Below are 24,521 nucleotides of genomic sequence, written 5' to 3'. Positions count from 1 at the left end.
CTCGAAGGGTGGATAAGCGCTGCGTCATCCACCCTTTACATTTAAACCGATTACGAAATCGGATACGTGTACGGCGCGTTAACGCCCAACGGCAAGCCAACTGCCCACCACACCAGCAGGAAGATGCTCCAGCAGATAAAGAAGATCACCGAGTACGGCACCATCATCGATACCAGCGTACCCACACCGGTGGATTTCACATAGCGTTGGCAATACACCACCACCAGTGGGAAGAACACCATCAGCGGCGTAATAATGTTGGTGGTTGAGTCACCGATACGGAACGCAGCCTGCGTCAGTTCCGGGGAGATCCCCACCGCCATCAGCATTGGCACCATAATTGGCGACAACAGCGCCCATTTTGCCGAAGCAGAACCAATCAGAATGTTCACAACCGCCGTCAGCAAAATCATACCAATAATGGTAGCTTCACCTGGCAACGCCATGGTTTTCAGCACATCGGCACCGGCCAGTGCAATCAAGGTACCAATATTGGAATCGCCAAACGCTTTGATAAACATGGCGCAGAAGAAGGCCATTACCATGTACGAACCCATTTTACTCATGGATTCATTCATCGCATTGATGACGTCTTTACCGCTGCTGAATGTCCCGGCGACAAAACCGTAAACAATACCAGGGATAATAAAGATCAAGAAAATCAGCGGCACGATAGATTTCATGATTGGCGCACCATAACTGGTCAGCGAGCCATCACTACCGCGCAGCAACGAAGTTTCAGGCCATGCCAGAGCGGCAAGCCCAGCCAGCCCCAGAACCATCACCAGGCCAGCCACTTTAAAACCACGGCTTTCCTGTATGCTGTAGTTGCTCATATCTTCGTTATGCTGATAATCACCGTCGATTTTCAGTTTTGACACGCGTGGCTCAACAATGCGTTCGGTTACCCACCAGCCAACCAGCGTAATCATCACCGTCGAACCGATGCCGAAGAACAGGTTACATAGCGTGTTAACGGTGTAAGTGTTGTCCAGCAACTGCGCCGCCGTTTGGGTGAAGCCTTGCAGTAACGCATCGTTACCGGTTGGCACCATGTTGGCCGCAAAGCCGCCCGATACCCCGGCAAATGCCGCTGCAATACCGGCTAACGGGTGGCGCCCGGCAGACATAAAGATAATTGCGCCCAATGGAATCACCAGCACGTAACCCGCATCAGCCGCCACGTGGCTGAACATGGCGACGAAAATAATCATCGGGGTTAACAGTTTCTTCGGCGTCACACGCAGCATTTTCTTCAGGCCGGTATTAATAAAGCCTGAGCTTTCTGCCACGCCGACACCGAGCATCGCCACCAGCACGATCCCCAACGGTGCAAAACTGGTAAATGTGGTGACCATCGAAGAAATGGTGACCGTTAAGGCCTCAGCTGAAAGCAGGTTATTAATCTTAACGGCTTCATTTGTAACAGGATTTATGACATCGAAATCAATGGTGGAAAGCACCGCCGACATTGCCATAACGACCAATAAAAAATAGAAAAAGATCAAAGCGGGTTCGGGTAATTTATTCCCTGCTTTCTCAACAGCGTTGAGAAATCCTGTCATTAGACGACCTTCCGTGTTCCTTGTCGTTGTACTCATTCCTACCTCTGCTCACTGTTTCATTCATAGAAGTTATTGTTTGGTGCAATTAATAACATTTTAGAATAATTAACAGCTACTAACTTTACGTTAATAGTCAAAACGAGACGTTAACAGGTGATAGATATCATGTTTTGGACGAATTACGAGATATTGAGCTGGTGGATAATTAATCATGCAGAATAAAAGTCGGATACCGCTACTGCGAATCCGACCAGGGAAGAACCGTCCAGATGAACGGTTTACGGGAGCGGTTCTTTTTTAGGACGAGGGTATTTTTTAAGCCAGCGACCGCTGACCATGCGCCAGTAGAACAATACGCCGCGCACTGTCCAGTCGAAGAACATCCCCATCCAGACACCGACCACGCCCATTCCCAGCACAATGCCTAATGTGTAGCCCGCCACCACGCGACAGCCCCACATACTTGCCATGGAAACCCACATGGCGAAACGCGCATCACGCGCCCCTTTCAAACCAGCAGGTAGAACCCACGAAGCCGCCCAAATCGGCATAAATGCGGCGTTCAACCAAATCAGGATTTTAACCACTTCTTTGACGTCATCTTCACTGGTGTAAAACGACGCCATCAAGCCGGCAAACGGCGCGGTTCCCCAGGCAATAATCGTCAGGCCAAGCGTAGACAGCCAGAATACGTGGCGCAGTTGCCGTTCCGCCTGGCCAATTTGCCCTTTCCCAAGACGCTTGCCGACAATAATGGTGGATGCCGAACCCAGCGCGTTCCCCGGTAAGTTAATCAACGCCGCAATGGAAAAGGCGATGAAGTTACCAGCAATCACGTTGGTGCCCATTCCGGCAACAAACATTTGCGTCAGCAATTTACCGGCGTTAAACAACACCGATTCGATACTGGCGGGAATACCAATCCCCAGCACTTCCCACAAAATGCCGACTTTCAGCGGGCGGAAATAGCTTTTCAGCGAGATACGCAACGAAGGGGCAAAACCCACCACCAGAACATAAATAAAGCCCAGCGCACCGATATAGCGTGAAATAGTCAGCCCAAGTCCGGCGCCAAAAAAGCCCAGCCCGTTCCAGCCCAACGCGCCATAAATCAGGATGCTACTGATGATAATGTTGAGAATGTTCATCCCGCCATTAATCAGCAGCGGGATTTTGGTGTTCCCTGCCCCACGCAATGCGCCGCTACTGATAAGCGCAATCGCCGCCGCCGGGTAACTCCAGACTGTCGTTTGTAGATAAGACAACGCCAGCGCTTTCACTTCAGGCGTTGCCGCGCCAGCAATAATATTCACCACATATTCACCCGCAAGGTGAATACCGGCGGCCAGCCCGATGGCAATAATCGTCATCAGGATCAGCGACTGCCGTGCTGCATCACGCGCCCGTTTCGGGTCACGTTTACCGAGGCTGAACGCCACCACCACCGTAGTACCGAGATCCACCGCGGCAAAGAACGCAATAATCACCATATTGAAGCTGTCGGCCAGACCGACGCCTGCCATCGCCTCTTTCCCCAGCCAGCTCACCAGGAAGGTACTCAACACGCCCATCAATAAAACGCAGGTGTTTTCCAGGAAGATAGGCACTGCAAGGGGAGTTATTTCGCGCCAGAACAGGACACGATAACTTTTTCGTTTGGCATACCAGCGTGTTTTAGCCACACGCTGGTGAAGTGCTGCTTGTAAGTTCAAGATTGACCTTGGGGGGAAGTGAAACCACATTTCAAATAATGATTTACAAATCGTTATCCTGCAAAGAGTTTTTTGTATAAAACAGGTTCATCATCCTATCCCCTAAATAATTGGAGTTGCATCAAGACGGCAAACTCAGGAATCCCCAGGAGCTTACATGAGTAAGTGACTGGGGTGAGTGAGTGCAGCCAACGCCGAGGCAGCTTCAAGTATGACGGGGATAATCGCCGCCCAAATACGCCTTCCGCACTTCCTCGTTCCCCAACAACTCCTCGCCGCTGCCGCTCAACCTGATCTGCCCGTTGGCCATCACATAACCGCGGTCAGAAAGTTTCAGCGCGTGGTGGGCGTTCTGCTCCACCAGAAAAATCGTCATGCCGTTGCGCGCCAGTTCACGCAGCGTGTGGAAGATTTGCTTCACCACAATCGGTGCCAGACCCAGGCTTGGTTCATCCAGCAGTAACAATTTCGGGCGGCTCATCAGCGCGCGGGCAATCGCCAGCATTTGCTGCTCGCCACCTGACATGGTCATCGCTCGCTGTTTGCGGCGCTCTTTTAAACGCGGGAACAGATCAAACATGGTCTGCAAATCCTGCGTGGCATACTGATTACCGATGGGTATGGTGCCCATCAGCAGGTTTTCTTCGACCGTCATATCCGGGAAAATCCGCCGCCCTTCCGGCGCTTGGGCAATGCCGCCAGACGCCACAAAGTGCGTCGATTTATGGCTGATGTCGTCGCCACGAAACAGAATTTGCCCGGCGCGAATACGGGGCTGGCCGAAAATCGACATCAACAACGTCGATTTCCCGGCCCCGTTCGCGCCAATCAACGCCACGGTTTCCCCTTCGTTGACCTGCAAAGAAACCTGTTTTAGCGCCTGAATCGCGCCGTAAAAAACGTCCACATTGCGAAATTCCAGCATCGCCTCACTCATACACTGACCTCGTCTTCGTCGGTGCCCAGATAGGCGGCAATCACTTTGTCATCGTGTTGGATTTGTTCAGGTTTACCCTGCGCAATCACGTCCCCGTGGTCGAGTACAATGATGTGGTCGGAAATCTCCATCACCATGCCCATATCATGTTCAATTAGCAGCACGGTGATGCTGTGGTGGTCGCGCAGGAAGCGGATTATCTTACTCAGCGTGCGGGTTTCAACCGGGTTCAAACCCGCAGCCGGTTCATCGAGGCAGATCATTTCCGGCGCGGTACACATCGCACGGGCAATCTCGAGCCGCCGCTGTTGCCCGTAAGACATCTCACCCGCCAGGCGGTTGGCGCAATCCACCAGTTCTACCACTTCCAGCCAGTAAAACGCGCGGTCTAAAGCACGGCTTTCGGCGCGTCGATACGCAGGCGTATTCAGCACACCGGCCAGCAAATTACGGTTCACCTGCATGTGCTGCGCCACCAGCAGGTTTTCCACCACCGACATTTCCCGGAACAAGCGAATATTTTGAAAGGTTCGCGCAAGCCCGGCGCGGTTTACCAGGTGTGTACCGCCGAACATTTTGTAGAACAGACGCGAACCCAGTTGCGCCGGATTAACCCAGTCGCCAGGCTGGAATTTCTGCCCGAGGATTTGAATCACGTTGGTGGTTTTATCACGCGTGTTAAACAGGATATTGCCGCCGGAGGCTTTATAAAAACCGGTCAGGCAGTTAAATACCGTGGTTTTCCCCGCGCCATTGGGGCCAATCAGTGCGGTAATCGACCCACGGCGCACCTCAAGATTCACGTCGTTAAGCGCTTTAATACCGCCGAAGTGCATCATCAAATGTTCGACGCTAAGAATCATTTCACTCATGGCGCCACTCCTTTGCGCACCACAAAGCCGCTACGGTTGATGCGAATCAGGCCACGTGGCCGCCAAATCATCATCACCACCATTAACATGCCAAACAGCAGCACGCGAAATTCAGCAAAACTACGCAGTAGTTCGGGTGTCACGGTCAGCACAAACGCTGCCAGCACCACGCCAATCGTCGACCCCATGCCACCCAAAACCACAATGGCGAGAATTAACGCCGACTCAAAGAAGGTGAACGATGTCGGGTTAACAAAGCCCTGATAAGTGGCGAAGAAGACCCCGGCAATACCCGCGGTGGAAGCACCCAGCGTAAAAGCAGATAGCTTAACCAGCACATGATTCAGCCCCATCGATCGGCAGGCAATTTCATCTTCACGCAACGCTTCCCAGGCGCGGCCAATTGGCATGCGTGTCAGGCGGTGTTTGATGTACAGCACCAGCAAAACCACCAGCACCAGGATGGTGTAGATAAAAATAAACTTCAGGTTGGGGTTATAGGTAAGATGGAAAAACTCATGGAACGGCACTCCGCCTTCTTCTTTGGCGCGCCGTCCAAACTCAAGGCCAAACAGCGTCGGCGGCGGTGCGGAGATCCCGTTCGGGCCGCCGGTAAACGTCAGCCAGTTGTTGAGCACCAGACGGATAATTTCCCCGAATCCCAGCGTCACAATTGCCAGGTAATCACCGTGCATACGCAATACAGGGAAACCAAGTAGCGCGCCTGCCGCCGCCGCCATCAGCGCCGAAAGCGGTAACATCGACCAAAAACCCAGCCCGAGGTATTGATACCCCAGCGCCAGGCCATACGCGCCAATGGCGTAAAAGGCGACGTAACCCAGGTCCAACAACCCCGCGAGGCCCACCACAATATTCAGCCCAAGGCCAAGCAGCACGTAAATCAGCCCGAGGATCGCTACTGTCAGTACATATTTGGTCGCCACAAACGGGAAACAAACTGCCAGTGCAATCACCAGCGGAATAATCCAGCGCAGGCGGCTTTTGTATTCCGGTGGGCGCACATACACACCCGAGTTATCCGTTTCAAAGCGGCTCAAAAAACGTATCCCGGCGTGTGTGGTCAAAAAAGCGCTCAATAAAAAACGCCCGACCATTACCACAGCAATAATGACCACCAGCCGCTGCCCTTCGAAATTAAAGCTGTAGCCATCCAGCACCACACCGACTATCGGGCCAAAAACAATCAATGCGACAAGACCGGCGAAAATCGCGTCCAGCACGCAGCGTTTGAGGGAAAAACCTTCATGCATAACCGTTTCTGTTGTCATTTTTTCTCTCTCACACTTTGGCAACGAAAGGTCGGCCAAGCAGCCCCTGAGGACGGAAAATGAGGATCACCACCAGCAATCCAAACGAGAACACATCTTTGTAATCGGAATTCACCATGCCCGAGAACTGCGCCTCGGCAATACCAAGAATTAAGCCGCCAAGCATCGCGCCAGGCAACGAGCCAATCCCGCCCAGCACTGCCGCCGTGAACGCTTTGATGCCAATAATAAAACCGGCGTAGAAATCAAAAGTACCGTAGTTCATGGTGATCAACACACCCGCCAGCCCCGCCATCGCCGCACCAATCACAAACACCAGCGAGATAATGCGGTCGGTATTAATCCCCAGAATCGAAGCCATTTTGCGGTCTTGCTGAACCGCACGGCACATGCGTCCCAGCCTGGTATTACCAATTATCCAGGTAAGCAGCAACATGCCAGCAAACGAAGCAATCAGGATGAACACTTTGGTATAAGTGATTTGCACAAAACCATCGCCAATATGTAAACGGAGCACGCCATCAAGCATGGTGGGAATGCCCTGCTGGCGCGGCCCCTGGCTGATTTGTGCATAGTTTTGCAGAATCAACGACATGCCAATGGCGGAGATCAGCGGCGCTAAACGCGTCGAGTTGCGCAGCGGTTTATAGGCGATGCGCTCAATGGTCCAGCCATACACACCCGTCACCACAATGGTAAACACCAGCGTGCCGAGGATCAGTAACGGGAATGATTGCAGGCCGAAGAACGACAGTAGCGCCAGGCCGATGGCGCACAGATAAGCGGAGATCATATACACTTCGCCGTGCGCGAAGTTAATCATGCCGATAATGCCGTAAACCATGGTGTAGCCAATGGCTATCAACCCGTAGACGGAACCTAGCGTTAAGCCATTAATCAACTGTTGCAGGAAGAATGCGTCCATAGATAGGCAATCTCTTTTAGGGCGGCGGACAAACTTCTTTTGTAGGTCGGGTAAGCGGAGCGTCACCCGACACTTTCACCTGCAATCACAGGCGTAAATGGTGGATGACGCTACCGCTTATCCCCCCTACAAACCCCAATAGCGTATTGTTGTCCAGCGAACCTTATTGGACTTCTTTGTATTTGCCTTTGTCGTCCCATTCATAAACGACATAGTCCGACACCTTCAGGTCGCCTTTGCTATCCCAGGCTTTTTTGCCCATCACAGTATCCACCGGATTAGCTTTCAGCCAGGCGCTGGCTTTAGCCGAATCGGTGCCACCAGTGGCTTTAAATGCCGCAGCGATAGCCTGCACAGAGGCGTAGGAATAGAGGGTGTAGCCTTCTGGCTCAAATTTGTTCGCGCGGAATTTATCGATAACCGCTTTACCGTCAGCAATTAAACGCGGATCTTTGCCGAAGGTCATATAGATGCCGTTGGTGTATTGCGGTCCGCCTGCCGCGGTAACCATCTCTTCGTTGACGATACAGTCGCCGGAGAAGAATTTGGCCTGCACGCCCTGCTCACGCATCTGGCGTACCAGTGGACCCGCTTCCGGATGGCAACCGCCGAAGAACACCACGTCAGGTTTTTGTGCACTGATTTTGGTCACCAGCGCATTAAAGTCTTTTTCGCCGCGCGACAACCCTTCGTACATCACATCGTTGACGCCGCGTTTCGCCAGCGCTGCTTTGGTGGCATCCGCCAGCCCCTGCCCGTAGGTATCTTTGTCATGAATGATCACCACACGCTTGGCTTTAAGCTTGTCGATAATAAAATCGCTGGCGACCTGCCCTTGCTGGTCATCACGCCCACACATGCGGAACAGATCATTCATGTTTCGTTCAGTGATAATTGGGTTAGTCGACCCAGGGGTGATAGTCAGAATACCGGCGTCGTTATACACCTCTGAGGCCGGTACGGTAGATGAAGAACAAAAATGCCCGACCACAGCATTCACTTTATCCTGATCCACCAGACGGTTAGCAACTGACACTGCCTGTTTTGGTTCACAAGCATCATCACCCTGCACCAGCTTGATTTTTTCGCCGTTGATGCCACCGGCGGCGTTAATATCTTCCGCGGCTTGCGTCGCGCCATGCCAGTACTGATCACCATAAGTCGCGTTCGGCCCGGTAAATGGCCCAGCAACACCAATCACAATATCGGCGTGGGCGGAAAACGCCGTCACCAGACAACCAGCCAACACAAGAGAAAGAGGACTTCTGATAAATTTCAGCGACATTTGTATGTTCCTTAGCAAATCAGCAAAGAGGTTTATGCAAAACGGTGTAAGAGCCATTTTCAAAAGCAAAAACGCGAACAAAATACAAACTGCTTTTCCCTGTGATTAATCACGGCCTTGAACATTAAGCAAAATGGTTGCCAGAATTGTTAACCAAATGTCAATGTTTCGACATATGTCAGTATAGAGTGCGCTGGTAAGGCGCTCGGCACAACGCGATGAAATTACAGCGGGGATCACATCTGCTTAACAATAAAGCAAATAAGTGATGAACGAAGCGGCTTTGCACCAATAAAGAACTTACATAATGAAGGGATGCTGTTAGTTCAACCCAGACCAGGACAATTCGTGTTAAAACTCAACAAGTTGACTATAAAAAGAGCAAACAAAAAAGTTTTGCGCGAACCCTTTGACATGCCACGAGCTAATCGTTAATATGCGCCCCGTTAACCGATTCCTCTGTAGTTCAGTCGGTAGAACGGCGGACTGTTAATCCGTATGTCACTGGTTCGAGTCCAGTCAGAGGAGCCAAATTCGAAAGCCCGCTTAAGGAAACTTAAGCGGGCTTTTATGTTTTTACTTTTCGCGTCTCGAATTCCCGCGCCTGCCCTTATCCCAGTATTTAAAACTACCCGGTTTTTCCGGATACCATGCTAATCGGCACCGGCATCCCGGAACGGCGGGTTAACGCGGCACTGACTGTGGCGGCATCCACGTCGTAACCTTCGGTCATATTGCGCAGTGCCGGGGTGATAGGCAGTGGGACTTTATTGTCAGATTCAAACTCCGCACGGTTGCGGGACAACGGCTCATGCACTTCCAGCCAACGCCGCCCGTCTGGCTCGACGGTTGCTTTCACCGGCTGGTCAATAAACTGCACGCGCGTCCCCACCGGCACGTTATCGAACAAATATTTTATGTCGTCTTTACGCAGACGGATGCACCCCTGGCTGACGCGCAGGCCAATACCAAAGTTGGCGTTAGTGCCGTGGATAGCGTACAGCTTGCCGATGTAAATCGCGTAAAGCCCCATCGGGTTTTCCTCACCTGGTGGCACGTAGGCTGGCAAGGTTTTACCCTCTTTCGCGTACTCGCGCCGGGTATTCGCCGTTGGTGTCCAGCCCGGAGCTTCTTGCTTACGCTCCACCCTCGTCACCCAGTTACGCGGTGTTTCGCGCCCAGCCTGGCCAATACCAATAGGTAGGATTTCTACCGTGTTGCTCTCCGGTGGGTAGTAGTAAAGCCGCATTTCGGCGACGTTAATCACAATGCCCTGGCGTACGGTGTCCGGCAAAATCACCTGCTGTGGAATGATCAACTGGATACCCGCTTTTGGCAGGAACGGATCGACACCTGGGTTGGCTTCCAGCATATTGCTGAAACCTTGCCCGTACTGCGCGGCATAATACTCCAGCGGCTGGGTATTCCCTTGCGGAACGCTAATGGTTAACGGCGCACCGACCAGGCGGCTACCCTCGGGTGGTAGCGGATAGCTGACTGCCAGAGCGCTACTGCTAACGGAGGCAAGCACCAGAGCCAGCCAGGATAATCGAATCATCATTTCCCTGTTCTCAAACATGATATAGATAAGCTAAATATAACCCTCCGTTGAGTTTTTTGTGAGGAAAGTCTTACAAAATGATAAGCGGGAGTCAGTCGGAAAATTTGGGCAGTGAGATGGTAAAACGAGTTGAAACCGCATCTGAAGCCACGCTAATTTTACCCTGGTGGACGGTAATAATAGATTTTACAATGGCCAGGCCAATCCCACTGCCCTCACTTTTTCTTTGCCTTGACGGGTCAACGCGATAAAAGCGATCAAACAATCGGTTGAGATGCTCTTCAGGTATAGGTGTTCCTGGGTTTTCAATAATCAGGTCAACCCATCTTTCGCGTTCATTAATATGCGCGGTGACGGTCATGTTGCCGGGAGTATAGCGAATCGCATTGGAGACAAGATTATTAATCACCCGGCGCAGCATCAGTGGGTCACCTTTGACTCTGGAAGCATCGCCGTTAATGGCAAGGCGGACGCCGCGCTCCTCAGCCCAGGCATCAAAAAACTCGAAGACTTTGCTGGTTTCATCCCTGAGGTCGAGCGTCACTTGTTCAGGAATGAGTTGGTTATTATCCGCCTGAGCCAGGAATAGCATGTCGCTGGTCATCTTCGCCATGCGATTATATTCTTCGAGGTTAGAGTAAAGAACCTCTTTCAACTCGTCATTACTTCTTGATTGGCTTAATAAAATTTCCGTCTGCGTCACCAGATTGGTAATCGGCGTGCGTATTTCATGGGCGATGTCCGCAGAAAAATTAGCCTGGCGGATAAACACATCTTCTATCCGTTCAAGCATATGATTAAAAGAAATAACCAGTTGTTCAAGCTCAATCGGCACCCGGTCTGGCTCCAGTCTGACATCTAAGTTCTCAGAAGAAATGTCTTTTATTTTCATGCTGACATTTCTTAATGGCTGGTGCCCTTTATAAACTGCAAATAAAACAATGAGAACAATCAAAACACTGATTGCCAGGGCAATATAAATAAGGTCCACCTTTAGCGTATCAATGTAATGCTGGTGGTAGTCAAAGGACATTGCCGTCAATAAAATATAAGGCGCCTCATGGGTATTTTCAGATGTTTTAATGGGTGTTTCTATAATTCGGTAAATGGTGTTTTTATTCGCCATAGTAGAGTGTTTTTCATTTTCACTCATTTTCCCGGACCACAATAGTACCTTTCCTGCCCCCGGATATTGAGAAGGAAGAATAGCACTCAGGTCGGCACCTTTAGACGAATGATAAAGAATATTATTATTCCCGTCACGAAGCAAAGCCGTAATATTCTGGTAACTGGTCAGGATGTCACTGAGCTTTTCTATTTTCTGCGCTTCACTTTTTTTCGGTTCTTTGATGATATTTTCCAGCACTGAACTGATTTGTTTCAGATCATAAACATCCCGCTCAGAAAAATGTTGTTCTACTGAATTTATCATCACCCAGGTAAAGATCAGAAAAGCGAGAATAGTCGAAAGACTAATAAATAAGGTCAACCTGACTGCCAGAGATAAAGGTCGACGTTTCGCGCTAATCTTCATCAGGCACCTCAAGGACATACCCGACACCGCGAACGGTCTGGATTAATTTGGGTTCAAAATCGTTATCAATTTTGGCGCGTAACCGCTTCACCGCAACATCAATTGCATTGGTATCACTGTCAAAATTCATGTCCCAAACCTGGGAGGCGATAAGAGAGCGCGGCAGGACTTCGCCCTGGTGGCGCAGAAAGAACTCCAGTAGTGTGAATTCTTTGCTGGTCAGCGTGATACGGCTTGCGCCACGGGTCACTTTCCTGGAAACCAAAAAAAGTGTCAGGTCGGCCACCTGAAACTGGCTTTCGGCGATTACTGTCGAGCCACGGCGTAACAGCGTCCTGACGCGAGCCAACAGCTCTGCAAAAGCAAAAGGTTTTACCAGGTAGTCATCCGCGCCCAGCTCAAGGCCTTTCACACGATGCTCAATGGTGCCTAAGGCGCTAAGCAGCAGGACCGGCATCCCTTTCTTCGCGGCCCGCAGCATGCGGACGATTTCCCAGCCATTCACGTCAGGAAGCATGATATCCAGCACCACCAGGTCGTAATCACCGGTCATCGCCAGATGGTAACCCGTCAAACCATTGTCTGCGAGATCAACGACGAAACCGGCCTCTTTCAAACCTTTGCACAGATATTCACCGGTTTTGGCCTCATCTTCGACGACTAATATTTTCACAACCTCTCCTCCCTTTCAGTGTGGTGGTGCCATTCTAGTGGGCAACAGGGCGAGATCAATGAGATAAGCGCAAAATGACAGCTTTGTCATTATCCTGTCACTCACCCAACAGAGTCGCTCCCGTAAAGTGTCTGCAGAATTTATCAGCCTGATGTAACCGGCTTGCAGGGACGAGAAGTGACATGTTCAAACTTAAGCTTTTAACACTGAGTACGTTATTCATTCTGACAGGGTGTATTTCGCTGGCACCCGATTATCAGCGCCCTGAAACGCCGGTGCCACAGCGTTTCTCACTCTCGAAAAATGCACTGGTTCCGGCAACGGCCGGTTATCAGGACACCGGCTGGCGTAACTTCTTTGCCGATCCGCAGGCCATCAGGCTTATCGATACCGCACTGCAAAACAACCGAGATCTGCGGATGGCGGCGTTAAAAGTTCAGGAAGCGCGTGCGCAATACAATGTCACGGACGCTGACAGATACCCGCAGCTCAACGCCTCGGCAGAAACTACCTACAGTGGCGGGTTAAAAAGTGACAGTTCCACTGACCAAAAATATGAAGCAGGTATGGCCCTTAGCTTTGAACTGGATTTCTTCGGCAAACTGAAAAACATGAGTGATGCCGACCGGCAAAAATTCTTTGCCAGTGAGGAAGCACAGCGAGCAGTGCATATTCTGCTGATTTCTAATGTTTCGCAGAGCTATTTCAACCAGCGACTGGCGGCTGAGCAATTGAATATTGCCCGAGAAACGCTCCAGAATTATCAGCAATCTTATGCCTTTGTGGAAAAACAGCTGATCACCGGCAGTACTAACTTACTGGCGTTAGAACAATCCCGTGGCCTGATTGAAAGCACGCGAGCAGAAATCGCCAAAAGAGAAGGTGAACTGGCACAAGCGAACAATGCGCTGCAACTGGTACTGGGGATTTATACCGTTCAACCTGATGACAAAATCCACAGCGACAAAGATATTAACCCGGTGAAACTTCCGCCGAATTTATCTTCTGAGATCTTGCTGCAAAGGCCCGATATTCTGGAAGCCGAACATCTGTTAAAAGCCTCCGATGCCGATATTGGTGCCGCCAGGGCCGCATTCTTCCCTTCTATTTCATTGACGGGTGGGGTTTCAGGCAGCAGTACCGAGCTTTCAAGCCTGTTTAATCCTGCCAGTGGGATGTGGAATTTCGTCCCGAAAATTGAAATTCCTATTTTCAATGCCGGGCGTAATAGTGCCAACCTTGAACTGGCAAAAATTCGCCAGCAGCAGTCTGTTGTCAATTACGAGCAAAAAATTCAGACCGCTTTTAAAGAAGTTGCTGATGCTCTTGCGCTGCGTGAAACCATCAGCCAACAAATTACGGCACAGCAACGTTATCTTGCCTCACTGCAAATCACGCTACAACGTGCCAAAGGGTTATATTCCAGCGGTGCCGTGAGTTATATCGAGGTACTCGATGCAGAGCGTTCACTATTTTCAACACAGCAATCATTACTCGACCTGAGATATTCTCAACAAGTTAATAAAATCACCTTGTTTACGGCTCTGGGTGGCGGCTGGACTCAATAATTATTTTCGTTTTGATATCAGAGGAATCATTAATATGCGTTCAATTAAAATTGCTTTATTTGGCATTTTCTCAGTTGCTATGGTTGCCGGAGTTCAGGCAGCAGAATCGCCCCAAAGCGATGCGGTTGCCACCCTTACCGCCGCACAACAGCAAGTGATTACGGCCAAGGGTGTCATCAAAGATATTGATACTAAAAACAAGAAAATTACGATTGCACATGAGGCTATTCCGGCAGTCAGTTGGCCAGCAATGACCATGCGATTTACCTTCAGCGAATTAGACGCCAATATTAAATCACTGAAAGCTGGGAATAATGTAAATTTTAGTTTTATTCAGCAAGGTAATACTTCTCTGCTTCAGGAAATTAAGGCTAATTAGTGAGGTTCACTTCAAAATGGTGGATGACGCTATCGCTTATCCACCCTACAAATCCCGCTTGCCATTTTATTTATCAGGAAGAAATATGGCTTCTTTAAAAATAAAAAATACTGCGCTTATTATCAGCAGTCTGATCGTCGGAGGGATAATATCCGTTGCTGCTTACCGCTATTTTGCTTCTGTCCCTAAAATGGCCACGCAATCGACCGAGCGTAAGGTGCTTTTTTGGTATGACCCAATGAAACCCGATACCAGGTTTGATAAGCCCGGGAAGTCGCCCTTTATGGATATGGATCTGGTGCCGAAATATGCCGATGAAGGTAGCAGCGAAAATAATCAGGGCATTCGTATCGATCCGGCACAAGTGCAAAATCTGGGGCTGAAAACTGAAAAAGTCCAAATGGGGCGCTTGACCTATTCCCAGACGATTCCCGCCAATGTCAGTTTTAACGAATACCAGTTTGTTATTGTACAAGCGCGTTCAGAGGGGTTTATTGAAAAAGTTTATCCGCTGACGATTGGCGATAAAGTAAAAAAAGGCACCCCGCTGGTGGATATTACGATCCCTGAATGGGTCGAGGCGCAGAGCGAATATCTATTACTGTCTGAAACCGGTGGCTCCGCGACACAACTCAAAGGTGTGCTCGAACGTCTTCGTCTGGCGGGGATGTCTGAAGAAGATATTCAGCGCTTACGCAGCACGCGTTCTATTCAGACCCGCTTCACGATTAAAGCGCCGATTGATGGCGTGATCACCGCGTTTGATCTGAGAACCGGGATGAACATTTCAAAAGATAAAGTGGTTGCCCAGATTCAGGGCATGGACCCGGTGTGGATTAGCGCCGCCGTCCCCGAATCTATCGTGTATCTGCTCAAAGAGTCCTCCCAGTTTGAGATTTCTGTCCCGGCTTACCCTGGCAAAACTTTCACCATCGAAAAATGGTTAATCCTGCCGAGCCTCGACCCGGCTACGCGAACCCTACAAGTGCGCCTGCAAGTCGATAATAAAGATGAGCAACTGAAACCCGGTATGAACGCCTACCTGAAGCTCAATACCCAAAGCCCGGAAATGTTGCTGATCCCTTCGCAGGCGGTTATCGACAATGGCCGTGAACAACGGGTGATTACCGTTGATCATGCAGGCCAGTTTGTGCCGAAGCAAATCAAAGTACTGCATGAATCCCAAAACCAGACGGGGATTGAATCGGGCCTGAGTGAAGGTGAATCCGTTGTTGTCGGTGGTCTGTTCCTGATTGACTCGGAAGCCAATATTAGCGGCGCGCTGGATCGTATGCTTCAGAGCAATGCTTCCGCCAACGCGCATCCAGAAAAGTAAGGAGACGAAGATGATTGAATGGATTATCAGGCGCTCTGTGGCTAACCGCTTTCTGATAATGATGGCGGCCTTGTTCCTGAGCATTTGGGGAACCTGGACCATTATCAACACGCCGGTAGACGCCTTACCTGACCTCTCGGATGTTCAGGTGATTATTAAGACCAGCTACCCAGGCCAGGCGCCTGAGATTGTTGAAAACCAGGTGACTTACCCGCTGACGACCACCATGCTTTCAGTGCCTGGCGCCAAAACGGTGCGCGGTTTCTCGCAGTTTGGTGACTCATACGTCTACGTGATTTTCGAAGATGGCACCGATCTGTACTGGGCGCGTTCGCGGGTCATGGAGTACCTCAACCAGGTGCAGGCTAAGTTGCCTGCGGGCGTTAACACCGAGATTGGCCCTGATGCGACCGGCGTGGGCTGGGTGTTTGAGTACGCGCTGGTCGACCGCAGCGGTAAACATGATCTCGCCGAATTACGTTCACTTCAGGACTGGTTCCTGAAATATGAGTTAAAAACCATTCCTAATGTCGCGGAAGTGGCCTCGGTGGGTGGCGTGGTTAAGCAGTACCAAATCCAGATCAACCCGATGAAGCTGGCGCAATATGGCGTGACGCTGGGCGAGGTGAAAAATGCGCTTGGCTCTTCTAATCAGGAAGCCGGCGGTTCGTCCGTTGAGATGTCCGAAGCGGAGTACATGGTTCGTGCCAGTGGTTATCTGCAAAATATTGATGACTTCAATAACATCGTGCTGAAAACCGCCGAAAACGGTGTGTCGGTTTATTTAAGGGATGTGGCGCGCGTGCAGATTGGGCCAGAAATGCGCCGTGGCATTGCCGAGCTTAATGGTCAGGGAGAAGTTGCCGGAGGCGTGGTGCTGTTGCGCTCCGGCAAGAATGCGCGCGATGTTATTGCCGCGGTTAAAGACAAACTTGAGGTGCTGAAAAAAAGCCTGCCGGAAGGCGTAGAAGTGGTGACGACATATGACCGTAGCCAGTTGATTGACCGTTCAATTGAAAACCTCAGCCATAAATTGCTGGAAGAATTTATTGTTGTCGCCGTGGTCTGTGCCCTGTTCCTCTGGCACTTGCGTTCCGCACTGGTCGCTATTATTTCGCTCCCGCTCGGGCTGTGTATCGCCTTTATCATCATGCATTTTCAGGGGCTAAACGCCAACATGATGTCGCTGGGCGGCATTGCGATTGCGGTGGGGGCGATGGTGGACGCCGCCATTGTGATGATAGAAAATGCGCATAAACGGCTTGAGGACTGGGGGCATAACCACGCGGGGAAAAGTATTGATAACGAAACGCGCTGGAAAGTGATTACCGATGCCTCCGTTGAAGTTGGCCCTGCCCTGTTTATCAGCCTGCTGATCATCACCCTGTCGTTCATTCCGATTTTTACTCTGGAAGGGCAGGAAGGACGTTTATTCGGGCCTCTGGCCTTTACCAAAACCTATGCGATGGCCGGTTCCGCGTTGCTGGCAATTATGGTCATTCCTATTCTGATGGGTTTTTGGATCAGAGGGAAAATCCCTGCGGAAAACAGTAATCCACTGAACCGCATGCTGATAAAAATGTATCACCCGTTTTTGCTCAAAGTCCTGCAATGGCCAAAATTAACGCTGCTGGTGGCGGTGTTATCAATAATTACCGTGGTATGGCCACTCAGCAAAGTAGGCGGGGAATTCCTGCCGAAAATTAACGAAGGCGATTTGCTGTATATGCCCTCAACGCTGCCCGGCGTCTCTCCTGGCCAGGCAGCGCAAATCCTGCAAACCACCGATAAACTGATTAAAACCGTGCCGGAAGTGGCTTCGGTGTTTGGTAAGTCTGGCAAAGCAGAAACGGCGACCGATTCCGCCCCGCTGGAAATGGTGGAAACCACCATTCAACTGAAGCCGCAGGATCAGTGGCGACCAGGGATGACCGTCGACAAAATCATTGAAGAGCTGGATGCCACGGTGCGCTTACCGGGGCTGGCGAATCTCTGGGTTCAGCCGATTCGCAACCGCATTGATATGTTGTCTACCGGCATCAAAAGCCCGATCGGTATCAAAGTCTCCGGCACCGATCTTACCGACCTGGATGAAACTGCACGGCGGATTGAAGTAGTCGCCAGAACGGTTCCTGGTGTGACTTCGGCACTGGCCGACCGCCTGGAAGGTGGGCGCTATATTGATGTGAAAATCAACCGCGAAAAAGCTTCACGCTATGGTATGACCGTGGGCGACGTTCAGCTGTTTATCTCCTCTGCCATCGGCGGTGCCACGGTGGGTGAAACGGTGGAAGGTGTGGCACGCTATCCAATCAACATTCGTTACCCGCAAGGCTTGCGTGATAGCCCGGAAACGCTGAAAAAATTGCCAATCCTCACGCCAATGAAACAGCAAATCACGCTCGGTGATGTGGCCGACGTCAGCGTTCTCTCTGGCCCGTCGATGCTCAAAACCGAGAACGCGCGCCCGACCAACTGGATTTACATTGATGCGCGTGGGCGTGACATGGTGTCGATTGTCGACGATCTGAAAAAGGTAATTGATGAAAAGGTGAAACTTAAACCGGGCACCAGCGTGTCGTATTCCGGGCAGTTTGAATTACTGGAACACGCCAACAAGAAACTGAAACTGATGGTGCCAATGACCCTCGTGATTATCTTTGTGTTGTTGTATCTGGCCTTCCGCCGCTTTGATGAAGCATTACTGATTCTGATGAGCCTGCCGTTCGCTTTAGTGGGCGGTATTTGGTTCCTGTACTGGCAAGGGTTCCATATGTCAGTCGCTACCGGTACCGGTTTTATCGCCCTCGCTGGGGTTTCCGCGGAGTTTGGCGTGGTGATGCTGATGTACTTGCGCCAGGCTATTGAAGCGAATCCGCAACTCGCGCGCCCGGAAACGTTCACCAGCGAAGGGCTTGATGATGCGCTTTACCACGGCGCGGTGTTGCGCGTCCGGCCAAAAGCGATGACGGTGGCAGTGATTATTGCTGGCCTGTTACCTATTTTGTGGGGAACCGGAGCGGGGTCAGAAGTGATGAGCCGAATTGCTGCGCCAATGATCGGCGGGATGATTACCGCACCGTTGTTATCGATGTTTATCATTCCGGCGGCCTACAAATTAATCTGGCTACGCCGACACAAAAGCTAACTGACTAAACGGCTCCCGGCTTCGGGAGCCAAATTCGCCAGTCAGTTTAAAATTGGTTATCATCCGCCCCCACTCTTCATCCGGGTAGCCTGATGTCTACGATTATCGATACCTTTATTGCCCCGCCGTGCCATGACACGATCGAAAATCTCTATCAGGACGATCACCTGGTCATTATCAATAAACCCAGCGGGCTGCTCAGCCTGTCGGGGAAAAATCCGCAAAATCTCGATTCGGTGCATCATCGGCTGGTACAGATATTCGCAGGCTGCACCCTGGTACACCGCCTGGATTTCGGAACTTCCGGGCTGATGGTGATTGCCCGCAATAAAGCGATAAATGCCGCCCTCTGCCAACAGTTCAGCCAGCGCACAGTGACCAAAGTTTACAGTGCGCTGCTGTGTGGGCATGTCGAGCACAACGAAGGAATGATAGACGCAGCGATTGCCAAAGACCCGGCGCTGTTCCCGCTGATGTCAATTTGCGCAATCCACGGCAAGCCAGCTCGCTCTTTCTATCAGGTCGTTGAGCGCTTTTATCATGAACTGGAAGACGGGACGTTACTGCCGTTGACGCGGGTACAACTCACCCCAGAAACCGGGCGTACTCATCAACTCCGCATCCACTGCCAGCAATTGGGCCACCCTATTTTGGGTTGCGACCTGTATGGTGGCCGCCTGCTGCCAGGCACAGAACAAACACCTCGGCTAATGCTGCACGCCAGTGAGCTGCATTTTGTTCATCCCATTAGCGGGGAGTTGATCAAAGCCCATCACGCCAGCCCGTTCTAAAAGGGGAAGCTGATGGTATAGCGCAGCAGAACTTTTCGTATGGTTTGATTGATGAAATAGATGATTTCATCGTTTTATTTACTCGCTGAATATATCCGCCAGCAAAAGCGGAGAAAAAGTATTATGCTTCACTGAATGATTAAGAACTGTCTGCTTGATCATTCAGACAAATCATTCCCCGGATAAATTTGTGTTGTTCAGTACACGTTTCCTGGTAGTTATGTCAGAGATGAAATTATATTCACCCCAAGTGTATTTTATGCGCTTGTCGGGATTGATTTGTCACGATGCAGGTTGGCTGCATTATCGCGATATACTGGAATCTGGTAACTTATGGTTATTAATTTGTCCCGTCCTGCCTCGATAACACCTAAAGCATTTCGCCATGATGTCAATGGACTGCGAGCCTGGTCAGTATTAGCAGTCGTATTTTATCACTTTGGTATACCTGGATTTGGCGGCGGTTTTGTCGGGGTTGATGTATTTTTTGTCATCTCTGGATTCTTGATGACGGCCATCATCATAAACGGGCTGGAACTCGGGAAATTTTCGCTGTGGGCTTTTTATCTGGCGCGAGCCCGACGGATTATTCCGGCTTTAATAGTGTTATGCGCGGTGTTGCTCATTATTGGCTGGTTATGGTTGCCCACGGCAGATTATCGCGTACTGGCGGCCAATGCTGTAACGGCGTTAACCTTTGTCTCCAATCTAAAGTTCTGGCGTGAAGCGGGTTATTTCGATATTGCTTCCCACGAAAATTGGTTGCTACACACCTGGTCACTCTCGCTGGAGTGGCAATTTTATATTTTGCTGCCACTGGGCTGCATATTAATTTGGCGTTGGTTTGGTCGTCGTGGAGTTAAGTTTGCGCTGATTGCCGCAGGAGTGTTGTCGCTGGCGCTCTCGTTTTACGCCAGCCCACGGTTACCCGGGAGCGCATTCTATTTATTACCCACGCGCGCCTGGGAAATGTTAGCCGGTAGTTTGGTGTGGTGGCTAACTCGCCAACATTCCATGCCGCAGCAACTTGCCCGCGTGTTAGAGTTTATCGGTTTTATATTAATGGCACTGTCGGTGACATTATTTGATTCTTCCCGACCATGGCCCGGTGTTTATGCCATGGTGCCAGTAATGGGTGCGATGTTAGTTTTAATTGCTAATCGCCAGCAGTCTATTTTTACATCCAATATCATCGCCCGCCAAATCGGCGCCAGTTCTTACTCTATTTACCTTTGGCATTGGCCCTTAGTGGTCGCGTTGACCTATGCCAGCAAGCAGTACCATCATGGCTGGATTGTGGCGGGAATAATATTGAGTGTGTTACTGGGTAAGGCTTCTTTACTCCTGGTAGAAAACCCGGCCCGTAAAGTACTCGCTTCGGTATCGCCCGGTAAGCAAAATTGGGTATTAGGAGCGGCCGTGATGTGTACCGTATTACTGGCTGTGGGGGCTCGTTATCAACAACTGGAGAACCGTATTAATCCGGCGATTGAAATGGCGATGACTCCGAAGCTTAACAACGCTTCCCGTATGCAAGATTGCCTTCTTACGCCTGGCGAAGGTAGTGAGTCGCCGAAATGTAGTTATGGCGAAGGTGAACTAACAGCTATTGTATTAGGTGATAGCCATGCAGGTATGGTGGCATCTGTTATTGCTGATGTTGCACCCGGCTCTGTTATTGAGATGGATTATGCCAGTTGCCCGACTGTATTAGATTTTAAACGAAGGGAAGATATTAATGATGATTGTAAAACTTTTAATGATACAGCCATTCAATTACTAAATCACGAGTACAAAAACAAACTGGTCTTTATTGCCAACAGAAGTTCTCTTGCTCTCCTTGGGCAAAATGAAAAGGATGCTTTTTTTAATATCCCGATGGGATACTTTGACACCCCAAATGATCGACCAAACCCAAATTTAAATAAACAGTTTACAGCGCAATTAATAAAAACCATGTGTGCCATTGAAAACAGCCAAAGGGTATTTTTAGTTCGCCCAATCCCTGAGATGGCAATGGATGTTCCTAATACCATGGCCAGAGCGCTTATGTTTGGCAACCCCGCCCGCGATATATCTATTTCACTGAAAGAATATCAGCAACGTCAAAAGGTGATTTGGGATGCGCAAGATGTGGCCGCGATGCAGTGTGGGGTCAAAATTCTCGACCCTCTACCTTATCTTTGCCACAGTGGTCGTTGCTGGGGTAACCAGGGTGGTCAACCGCTCTACTCTGATGATAATCATCTAAGTGAGTTTGGAAGTCAGTTATTGATACCGATGTTCCGACAAGCATTTGAACCAGAGGAATATACCGAGCTGACTAAATCGCCGGGGAATGGATAGATATGCCGATGAAGTCGATACCCATCCCATTGCAATAGGAGCTGCATCGTGACTGCGCCTAACTTCCGACATTCACAGTGTGCGTAGCGTCTCGGCTACATACTGTTGTTAGGCGCAATACCTGGTCTCATATCGGTTTGATGTTCTGATTCATCCGGAAGAGGTTCGTCGGGTCGTACTTATTCTTGAGTTCCACAAGTCGGTTGTAGGTTGCACCGTAAGCAAAAGCGATACGGTCGCTCTCCTCCTGGGTGAGGAAATTGATATACGCACCGCTGCTGGCAAATGGTTGTGACTTAGCGAAGAATTCGCGCGCCCAGGCAATGCAGTGCTCATCCTCGGCGGCCGACTCCCAGCGACCGTGCACATTCATCACGTAATTGGCATCCCGGCTTGAGTAAGCCATGGCATCGGGCGCGACGCTTGCTGTCTGGCCTCCAATCGTCCCGATGAAAATCTCACACTGAGGTGATGGCAATCTGGCAGCGTACTCGATGATGGCATCGATAACGCCCTCACTGAGTTGCGAGAAGTTATGTGACTTCCAGTAATTGCGCGCCCCCTTCGACAATAGCGGGTCGAATGCCTGCTGCCAGGCGATATAAGGCTGTACTCCGATATGCTCGCCAAGCACCGTGCCGAACTCACGTAGCGGCTCGATAAGCTTCTCGCCCTCTTTAGGGTCGCCCACATAACACAGCGCCAGCGCGACCATCTCTTTCCCGTGAACGTCGTCGGGCAAGAACGGAAGTGGAGGCGCCTTACGCGTGACCATCCAAACATTGAGCTCTTCCGGCATCGTCTCGGTGAACCGGGCGAACTGCGAGATAACAAGTTTTGCCTGAGAGAACGGAAAGACGATAAGCCCACTCAGCACGTTCGGCCCAACGGGATGGAGCTGGAATTCGAAGCGAGTCACAACTCCGAAATTGCCACCCCCGCCCCGCAGCCCCCAAAAGAGATCCGCATTTTCTGTTTCGCTGGCATGAAGTTGGCTGCCATCCGCGGTGATAACCTCCGCGGAGACCAGATTATCTATAGTCATACCGTACTTGCGACTCAGCCAGCCGAAACCCCCACCGAGTGTCAGGCCGGCCACACCGGTGGTCGAGTTGATGCCCAGGGGCGTGGCAAGGCCATGTGCCTGCACTACCTCATCAAAGTCGCCCAGGGTGCAGCCTGGCTCGACGCTGGCCCTTCTGGTGGAGAGATCCACTTGCACTTTCTTCATCAGTGAAAGGTCGATCATCAAACCGTCGTCGCACACGGCATTGCCCGCGATGTTGTGCCCTCCTCCACGGATTGAAATGAGGAGATTTTGCGTTCGTCCAAATTCGATGGCCTGCATGACATCCTCAGGTGAGATGCAGCGTGCTATCAGTGCAGGTTTACGGTCGATCATGGCATTCCAGATCTGGCGAACCTCGTCGTAGCCTGCCTCGTCAGGAAGAATCACTTCCCCCAGAAAATGGCTTTTGAACTCGTCGATATTGACCTTTAGTAACTCCTTCATGATTGTCTCCTGGCTTTGAATAACCCTACTAATTATGGTTGATTTCCTGAGCGCTGATGCTTTGGAGGGTATTTATTGGGAAGTGTTTTGCTCTGGCCTGAATCAGAGTCAACACCGGATTATTCATCTAGCTGAGACGGGATTTTCTTGATGGAATAGGTTTGATTTTGATAGCGCCTGATGGCGAATATTTGCCCCCCGCCCACCTATCTGATTGGTGATCATATTCAAAAAGAAGAACTCACCCCGCTGATGCTCGACAGTATCATCACCTGCGAAACCCACGCCCTGTATGCGCTGTATTTTCCCAGCAAGTACAGTAACCCCAAGGTACGATCCTTTATTGATTTTATGGTGGCGGAACTCGGTCCTTTACCCGTATGGGACAACTGGATCCCGGGATGATTTCTCCGCCCTAAAAAATGGCAGGCTCCCATTAAAGGGAGCCGTTAACTTGCCAGATGAAACATCCTGTCTGGTGATAAAACGTTATTTATAGAGAGTCGCGGTTCCGTACACGCCCTGGTTATTATCGAAAGCAGAAGTGACTGTATAGGCGCTTGCGCCTTGTTGAGTGGCTTCAGCACGCAACCTGGCGTCCAGCTCATCAATGGTGCTGGCTTTTGCTGAAACTGAGCCCATCTCCTGTTTTAGTGTGGTCCCGTTTGGTAGCTCCTGGGCTGGGGCGGCTTGGGTGATTAAAGGGAGTGCAGCAAGGGTGACTACCGCAGAAAAATACAATAACTTTTTCATCATCACATCCTCATTAACTGAAATACAAAATAACCATTTAAAGTTTAGGTGTAATGAGGGAAATGAGGAGTTCTGTTGGACAGATTGGACTCAAAATAAATGCTCTTCAACTATGCCGATCCGCTTAGAAAACCAGTGTCCATGCGATATCCCTGTGATCCAAGAGCCGCTGAGCATAGCGAATAGACACGAGAATCAATTGTAAGTATCCGTTTAAACGGACCATACACTTTTAGATATTATCCGACATACTGATAGTGTTCTCAGGAGATCCTGTTTAACGGCTATTTCAAGGCAGGAGACAATCATTAGCGACTTAGTCTCTTTTGCAGTA

The 24,521-nt window shown here is 50.4% G+C and carries 18 protein-coding genes, 1 tRNA gene and 1 pseudogene; 8 read left to right on the top strand and 12 right to left on the bottom strand.

What is annotated here, in order from left to right; all coding sequences use genetic code 11:
• Positions 1 to 50 precede the first annotated feature (50 nt).
• The 7 genes from MNO13_RS08480 to MNO13_RS08450 form a co-directional block, all read right to left on the bottom strand.
• Positions 51 to 1,565, bottom strand: a complete 1,515-nt coding sequence (locus tag MNO13_RS08480; protein ID WP_133521825.1) for an AbgT family transporter — start codon at positions 1,563 to 1,565, stop codon at positions 51 to 53.
• A 278-nt stretch (positions 1,566 to 1,843) separates the two neighbouring features.
• The gene (locus MNO13_RS08475; protein WP_064545425.1) at positions 1,844 to 3,277 is read right to left on the bottom strand and encodes an EmmdR/YeeO family multidrug/toxin efflux MATE transporter; all 1,434 of its coding nucleotides are present in this window, start codon (positions 3,275 to 3,277) and stop codon (positions 1,844 to 1,846) included.
• A gap of 205 nt (positions 3,278 to 3,482) precedes the next feature.
• Positions 3,483 to 4,214 (bottom strand): ABC transporter ATP-binding protein, encoded by a 732-nt coding sequence (locus MNO13_RS08470; RefSeq protein ID WP_241939788.1) that lies wholly within the window; start codon positions 4,212 to 4,214, stop codon positions 3,483 to 3,485.
• Positions 4,211 to 5,086: an ABC transporter ATP-binding protein gene (locus tag MNO13_RS08465; protein WP_064545421.1), complete on the bottom strand. Its 876-nt coding sequence runs from the start codon at positions 5,084 to 5,086 to the stop codon at positions 4,211 to 4,213. Before MNO13_RS08465 ends, MNO13_RS08470 begins: the two co-directional genes overlap by 4 nt.
• Positions 5,083 to 6,375 (bottom strand): high-affinity branched-chain amino acid ABC transporter permease LivM, encoded by a 1,293-nt coding sequence (gene livM, locus MNO13_RS08460; RefSeq protein ID WP_241939787.1) that lies wholly within the window; start codon positions 6,373 to 6,375, stop codon positions 5,083 to 5,085. Before livM ends, MNO13_RS08465 begins: the two co-directional genes overlap by 4 nt.
• A gap of 10 nt (positions 6,376 to 6,385) precedes the next feature.
• Complete coding sequence (locus MNO13_RS08455) at positions 6,386 to 7,300, bottom strand: ABC transporter permease subunit (protein ID WP_064545417.1); 915 nt, start codon at positions 7,298 to 7,300, stop codon at positions 6,386 to 6,388.
• A 163-nt stretch (positions 7,301 to 7,463) separates the two neighbouring features.
• Entirely contained in the window at positions 7,464 to 8,585 is a 1,122-nt protein-coding gene (locus MNO13_RS08450; RefSeq protein WP_064545415.1) for a branched-chain amino acid ABC transporter substrate-binding protein, read from the bottom strand.
• Positions 8,586 to 9,040: 455 nt separating this feature from the next.
• On the opposite strand from MNO13_RS08450, the gene MNO13_RS08445 reads away from it, so the two are divergent.
• Positions 9,041 to 9,116, top strand: a tRNA-Asn gene (locus MNO13_RS08445).
• Positions 9,117 to 9,213: 97 nt separating this feature from the next.
• Here the strand turns inward: MNO13_RS08445 and ldtA are convergent.
• The 3 genes from ldtA to MNO13_RS08430 all read right to left on the bottom strand — a co-directional run bounded on the left by ldtA (position 9,214) and on the right by MNO13_RS08430 (position 12,353).
• Positions 9,214 to 10,143, bottom strand: coding sequence for a L,D-transpeptidase (ldtA, locus tag MNO13_RS08440; protein WP_064545413.1), 930 nt, complete (start codon positions 10,141 to 10,143; stop codon positions 9,214 to 9,216).
• A gap of 94 nt (positions 10,144 to 10,237) precedes the next feature.
• Positions 10,238 to 11,680 (bottom strand): Cu(+)/Ag(+) sensor histidine kinase, encoded by a 1,443-nt coding sequence (locus MNO13_RS08435; RefSeq protein ID WP_133521828.1) that lies wholly within the window; start codon positions 11,678 to 11,680, stop codon positions 10,238 to 10,240.
• Entirely contained in the window at positions 11,670 to 12,353 is a 684-nt protein-coding gene (locus MNO13_RS08430; protein ID WP_064545410.1) for a copper/silver response regulator transcription factor, read from the bottom strand. The genes MNO13_RS08435 and MNO13_RS08430 overlap by 11 nt, the downstream gene beginning before the upstream one ends.
• A gap of 182 nt (positions 12,354 to 12,535) precedes the next feature.
• Here MNO13_RS08430 and MNO13_RS08425 point away from each other — a divergent pair, with 182 nt between their 5' ends.
• From MNO13_RS08425 to MNO13_RS08400, 6 genes are all read left to right on the top strand, one after another.
• Positions 12,536 to 13,921 (top strand): efflux transporter outer membrane subunit, encoded by a 1,386-nt coding sequence (locus MNO13_RS08425; RefSeq protein ID WP_241939786.1) that lies wholly within the window; start codon positions 12,536 to 12,538, stop codon positions 13,919 to 13,921.
• A 34-nt stretch (positions 13,922 to 13,955) separates the two neighbouring features.
• Positions 13,956 to 14,300, top strand: coding sequence for a cation efflux system protein CusF (gene cusF / locus MNO13_RS08420; RefSeq protein WP_133521830.1), 345 nt, complete (start codon positions 13,956 to 13,958; stop codon positions 14,298 to 14,300).
• Positions 14,301 to 14,385: 85 nt separating this feature from the next.
• Complete coding sequence (locus MNO13_RS08415) at positions 14,386 to 15,636, top strand: efflux RND transporter periplasmic adaptor subunit (protein ID WP_241939785.1); 1,251 nt, start codon at positions 14,386 to 14,388, stop codon at positions 15,634 to 15,636.
• A gap of 10 nt (positions 15,637 to 15,646) precedes the next feature.
• Entirely contained in the window at positions 15,647 to 18,784 is a 3,138-nt protein-coding gene (locus tag MNO13_RS08410; RefSeq protein ID WP_241939784.1) for a CusA/CzcA family heavy metal efflux RND transporter, read from the top strand.
• A 92-nt stretch (positions 18,785 to 18,876) separates the two neighbouring features.
• A complete protein-coding gene (locus MNO13_RS08405) occupies positions 18,877 to 19,575 on the top strand; it encodes an RluA family pseudouridine synthase (RefSeq protein ID WP_241939783.1) in 699 nt (232 codons plus the stop codon).
• A gap of 333 nt (positions 19,576 to 19,908) precedes the next feature.
• The gene (locus tag MNO13_RS08400; RefSeq protein WP_241939782.1) at positions 19,909 to 21,921 is read left to right on the top strand and encodes an acyltransferase family protein; all 2,013 of its coding nucleotides are present in this window, start codon (positions 19,909 to 19,911) and stop codon (positions 21,919 to 21,921) included.
• 127 nt (positions 21,922 to 22,048) lie between these two features.
• On the opposite strand, the gene MNO13_RS08395 is transcribed toward MNO13_RS08400, so the two are convergent.
• Positions 22,049 to 23,434 carry an FAD-binding oxidoreductase gene (locus MNO13_RS08395; RefSeq protein ID WP_241939781.1) on the bottom strand — a complete coding sequence of 462 codons (1,386 nt, stop codon included), beginning with the start codon at positions 23,432 to 23,434 and terminating at the stop codon, positions 22,049 to 22,051.
• A 201-nt stretch (positions 23,435 to 23,635) separates the two neighbouring features.
• On the opposite strand from MNO13_RS08395, the pseudogene MNO13_RS08390 reads away from it, so the two are divergent.
• Positions 23,636 to 23,839, top strand: a pseudogene (locus MNO13_RS08390) (LysR family transcriptional regulator); the annotation flags it as partial.
• A gap of 84 nt (positions 23,840 to 23,923) precedes the next feature.
• On the opposite strand, the gene MNO13_RS08385 reads toward MNO13_RS08390, so the two are convergent.
• The gene (locus MNO13_RS08385) at positions 23,924 to 24,187 is read right to left on the bottom strand and encodes a YdgH/BhsA/McbA family protein (RefSeq protein ID WP_241939780.1); all 264 of its coding nucleotides are present in this window, start codon (positions 24,185 to 24,187) and stop codon (positions 23,924 to 23,926) included.
• Positions 24,188 to 24,521: the final 334 nt, after the last annotated feature.

Origin of the sequence: Buttiauxella ferragutiae, assembly GCF_022637515.1 — a bacterium.
In the GTDB taxonomy this organism is placed as follows: Bacteria; Pseudomonadota; Gammaproteobacteria; order Enterobacterales; family Enterobacteriaceae; genus Buttiauxella; species Buttiauxella ferragutiae.
The sequence above is the reverse complement of the archived record's forward strand: the minus strand, read 5'-3'. Positions and strand labels throughout refer to the sequence as shown.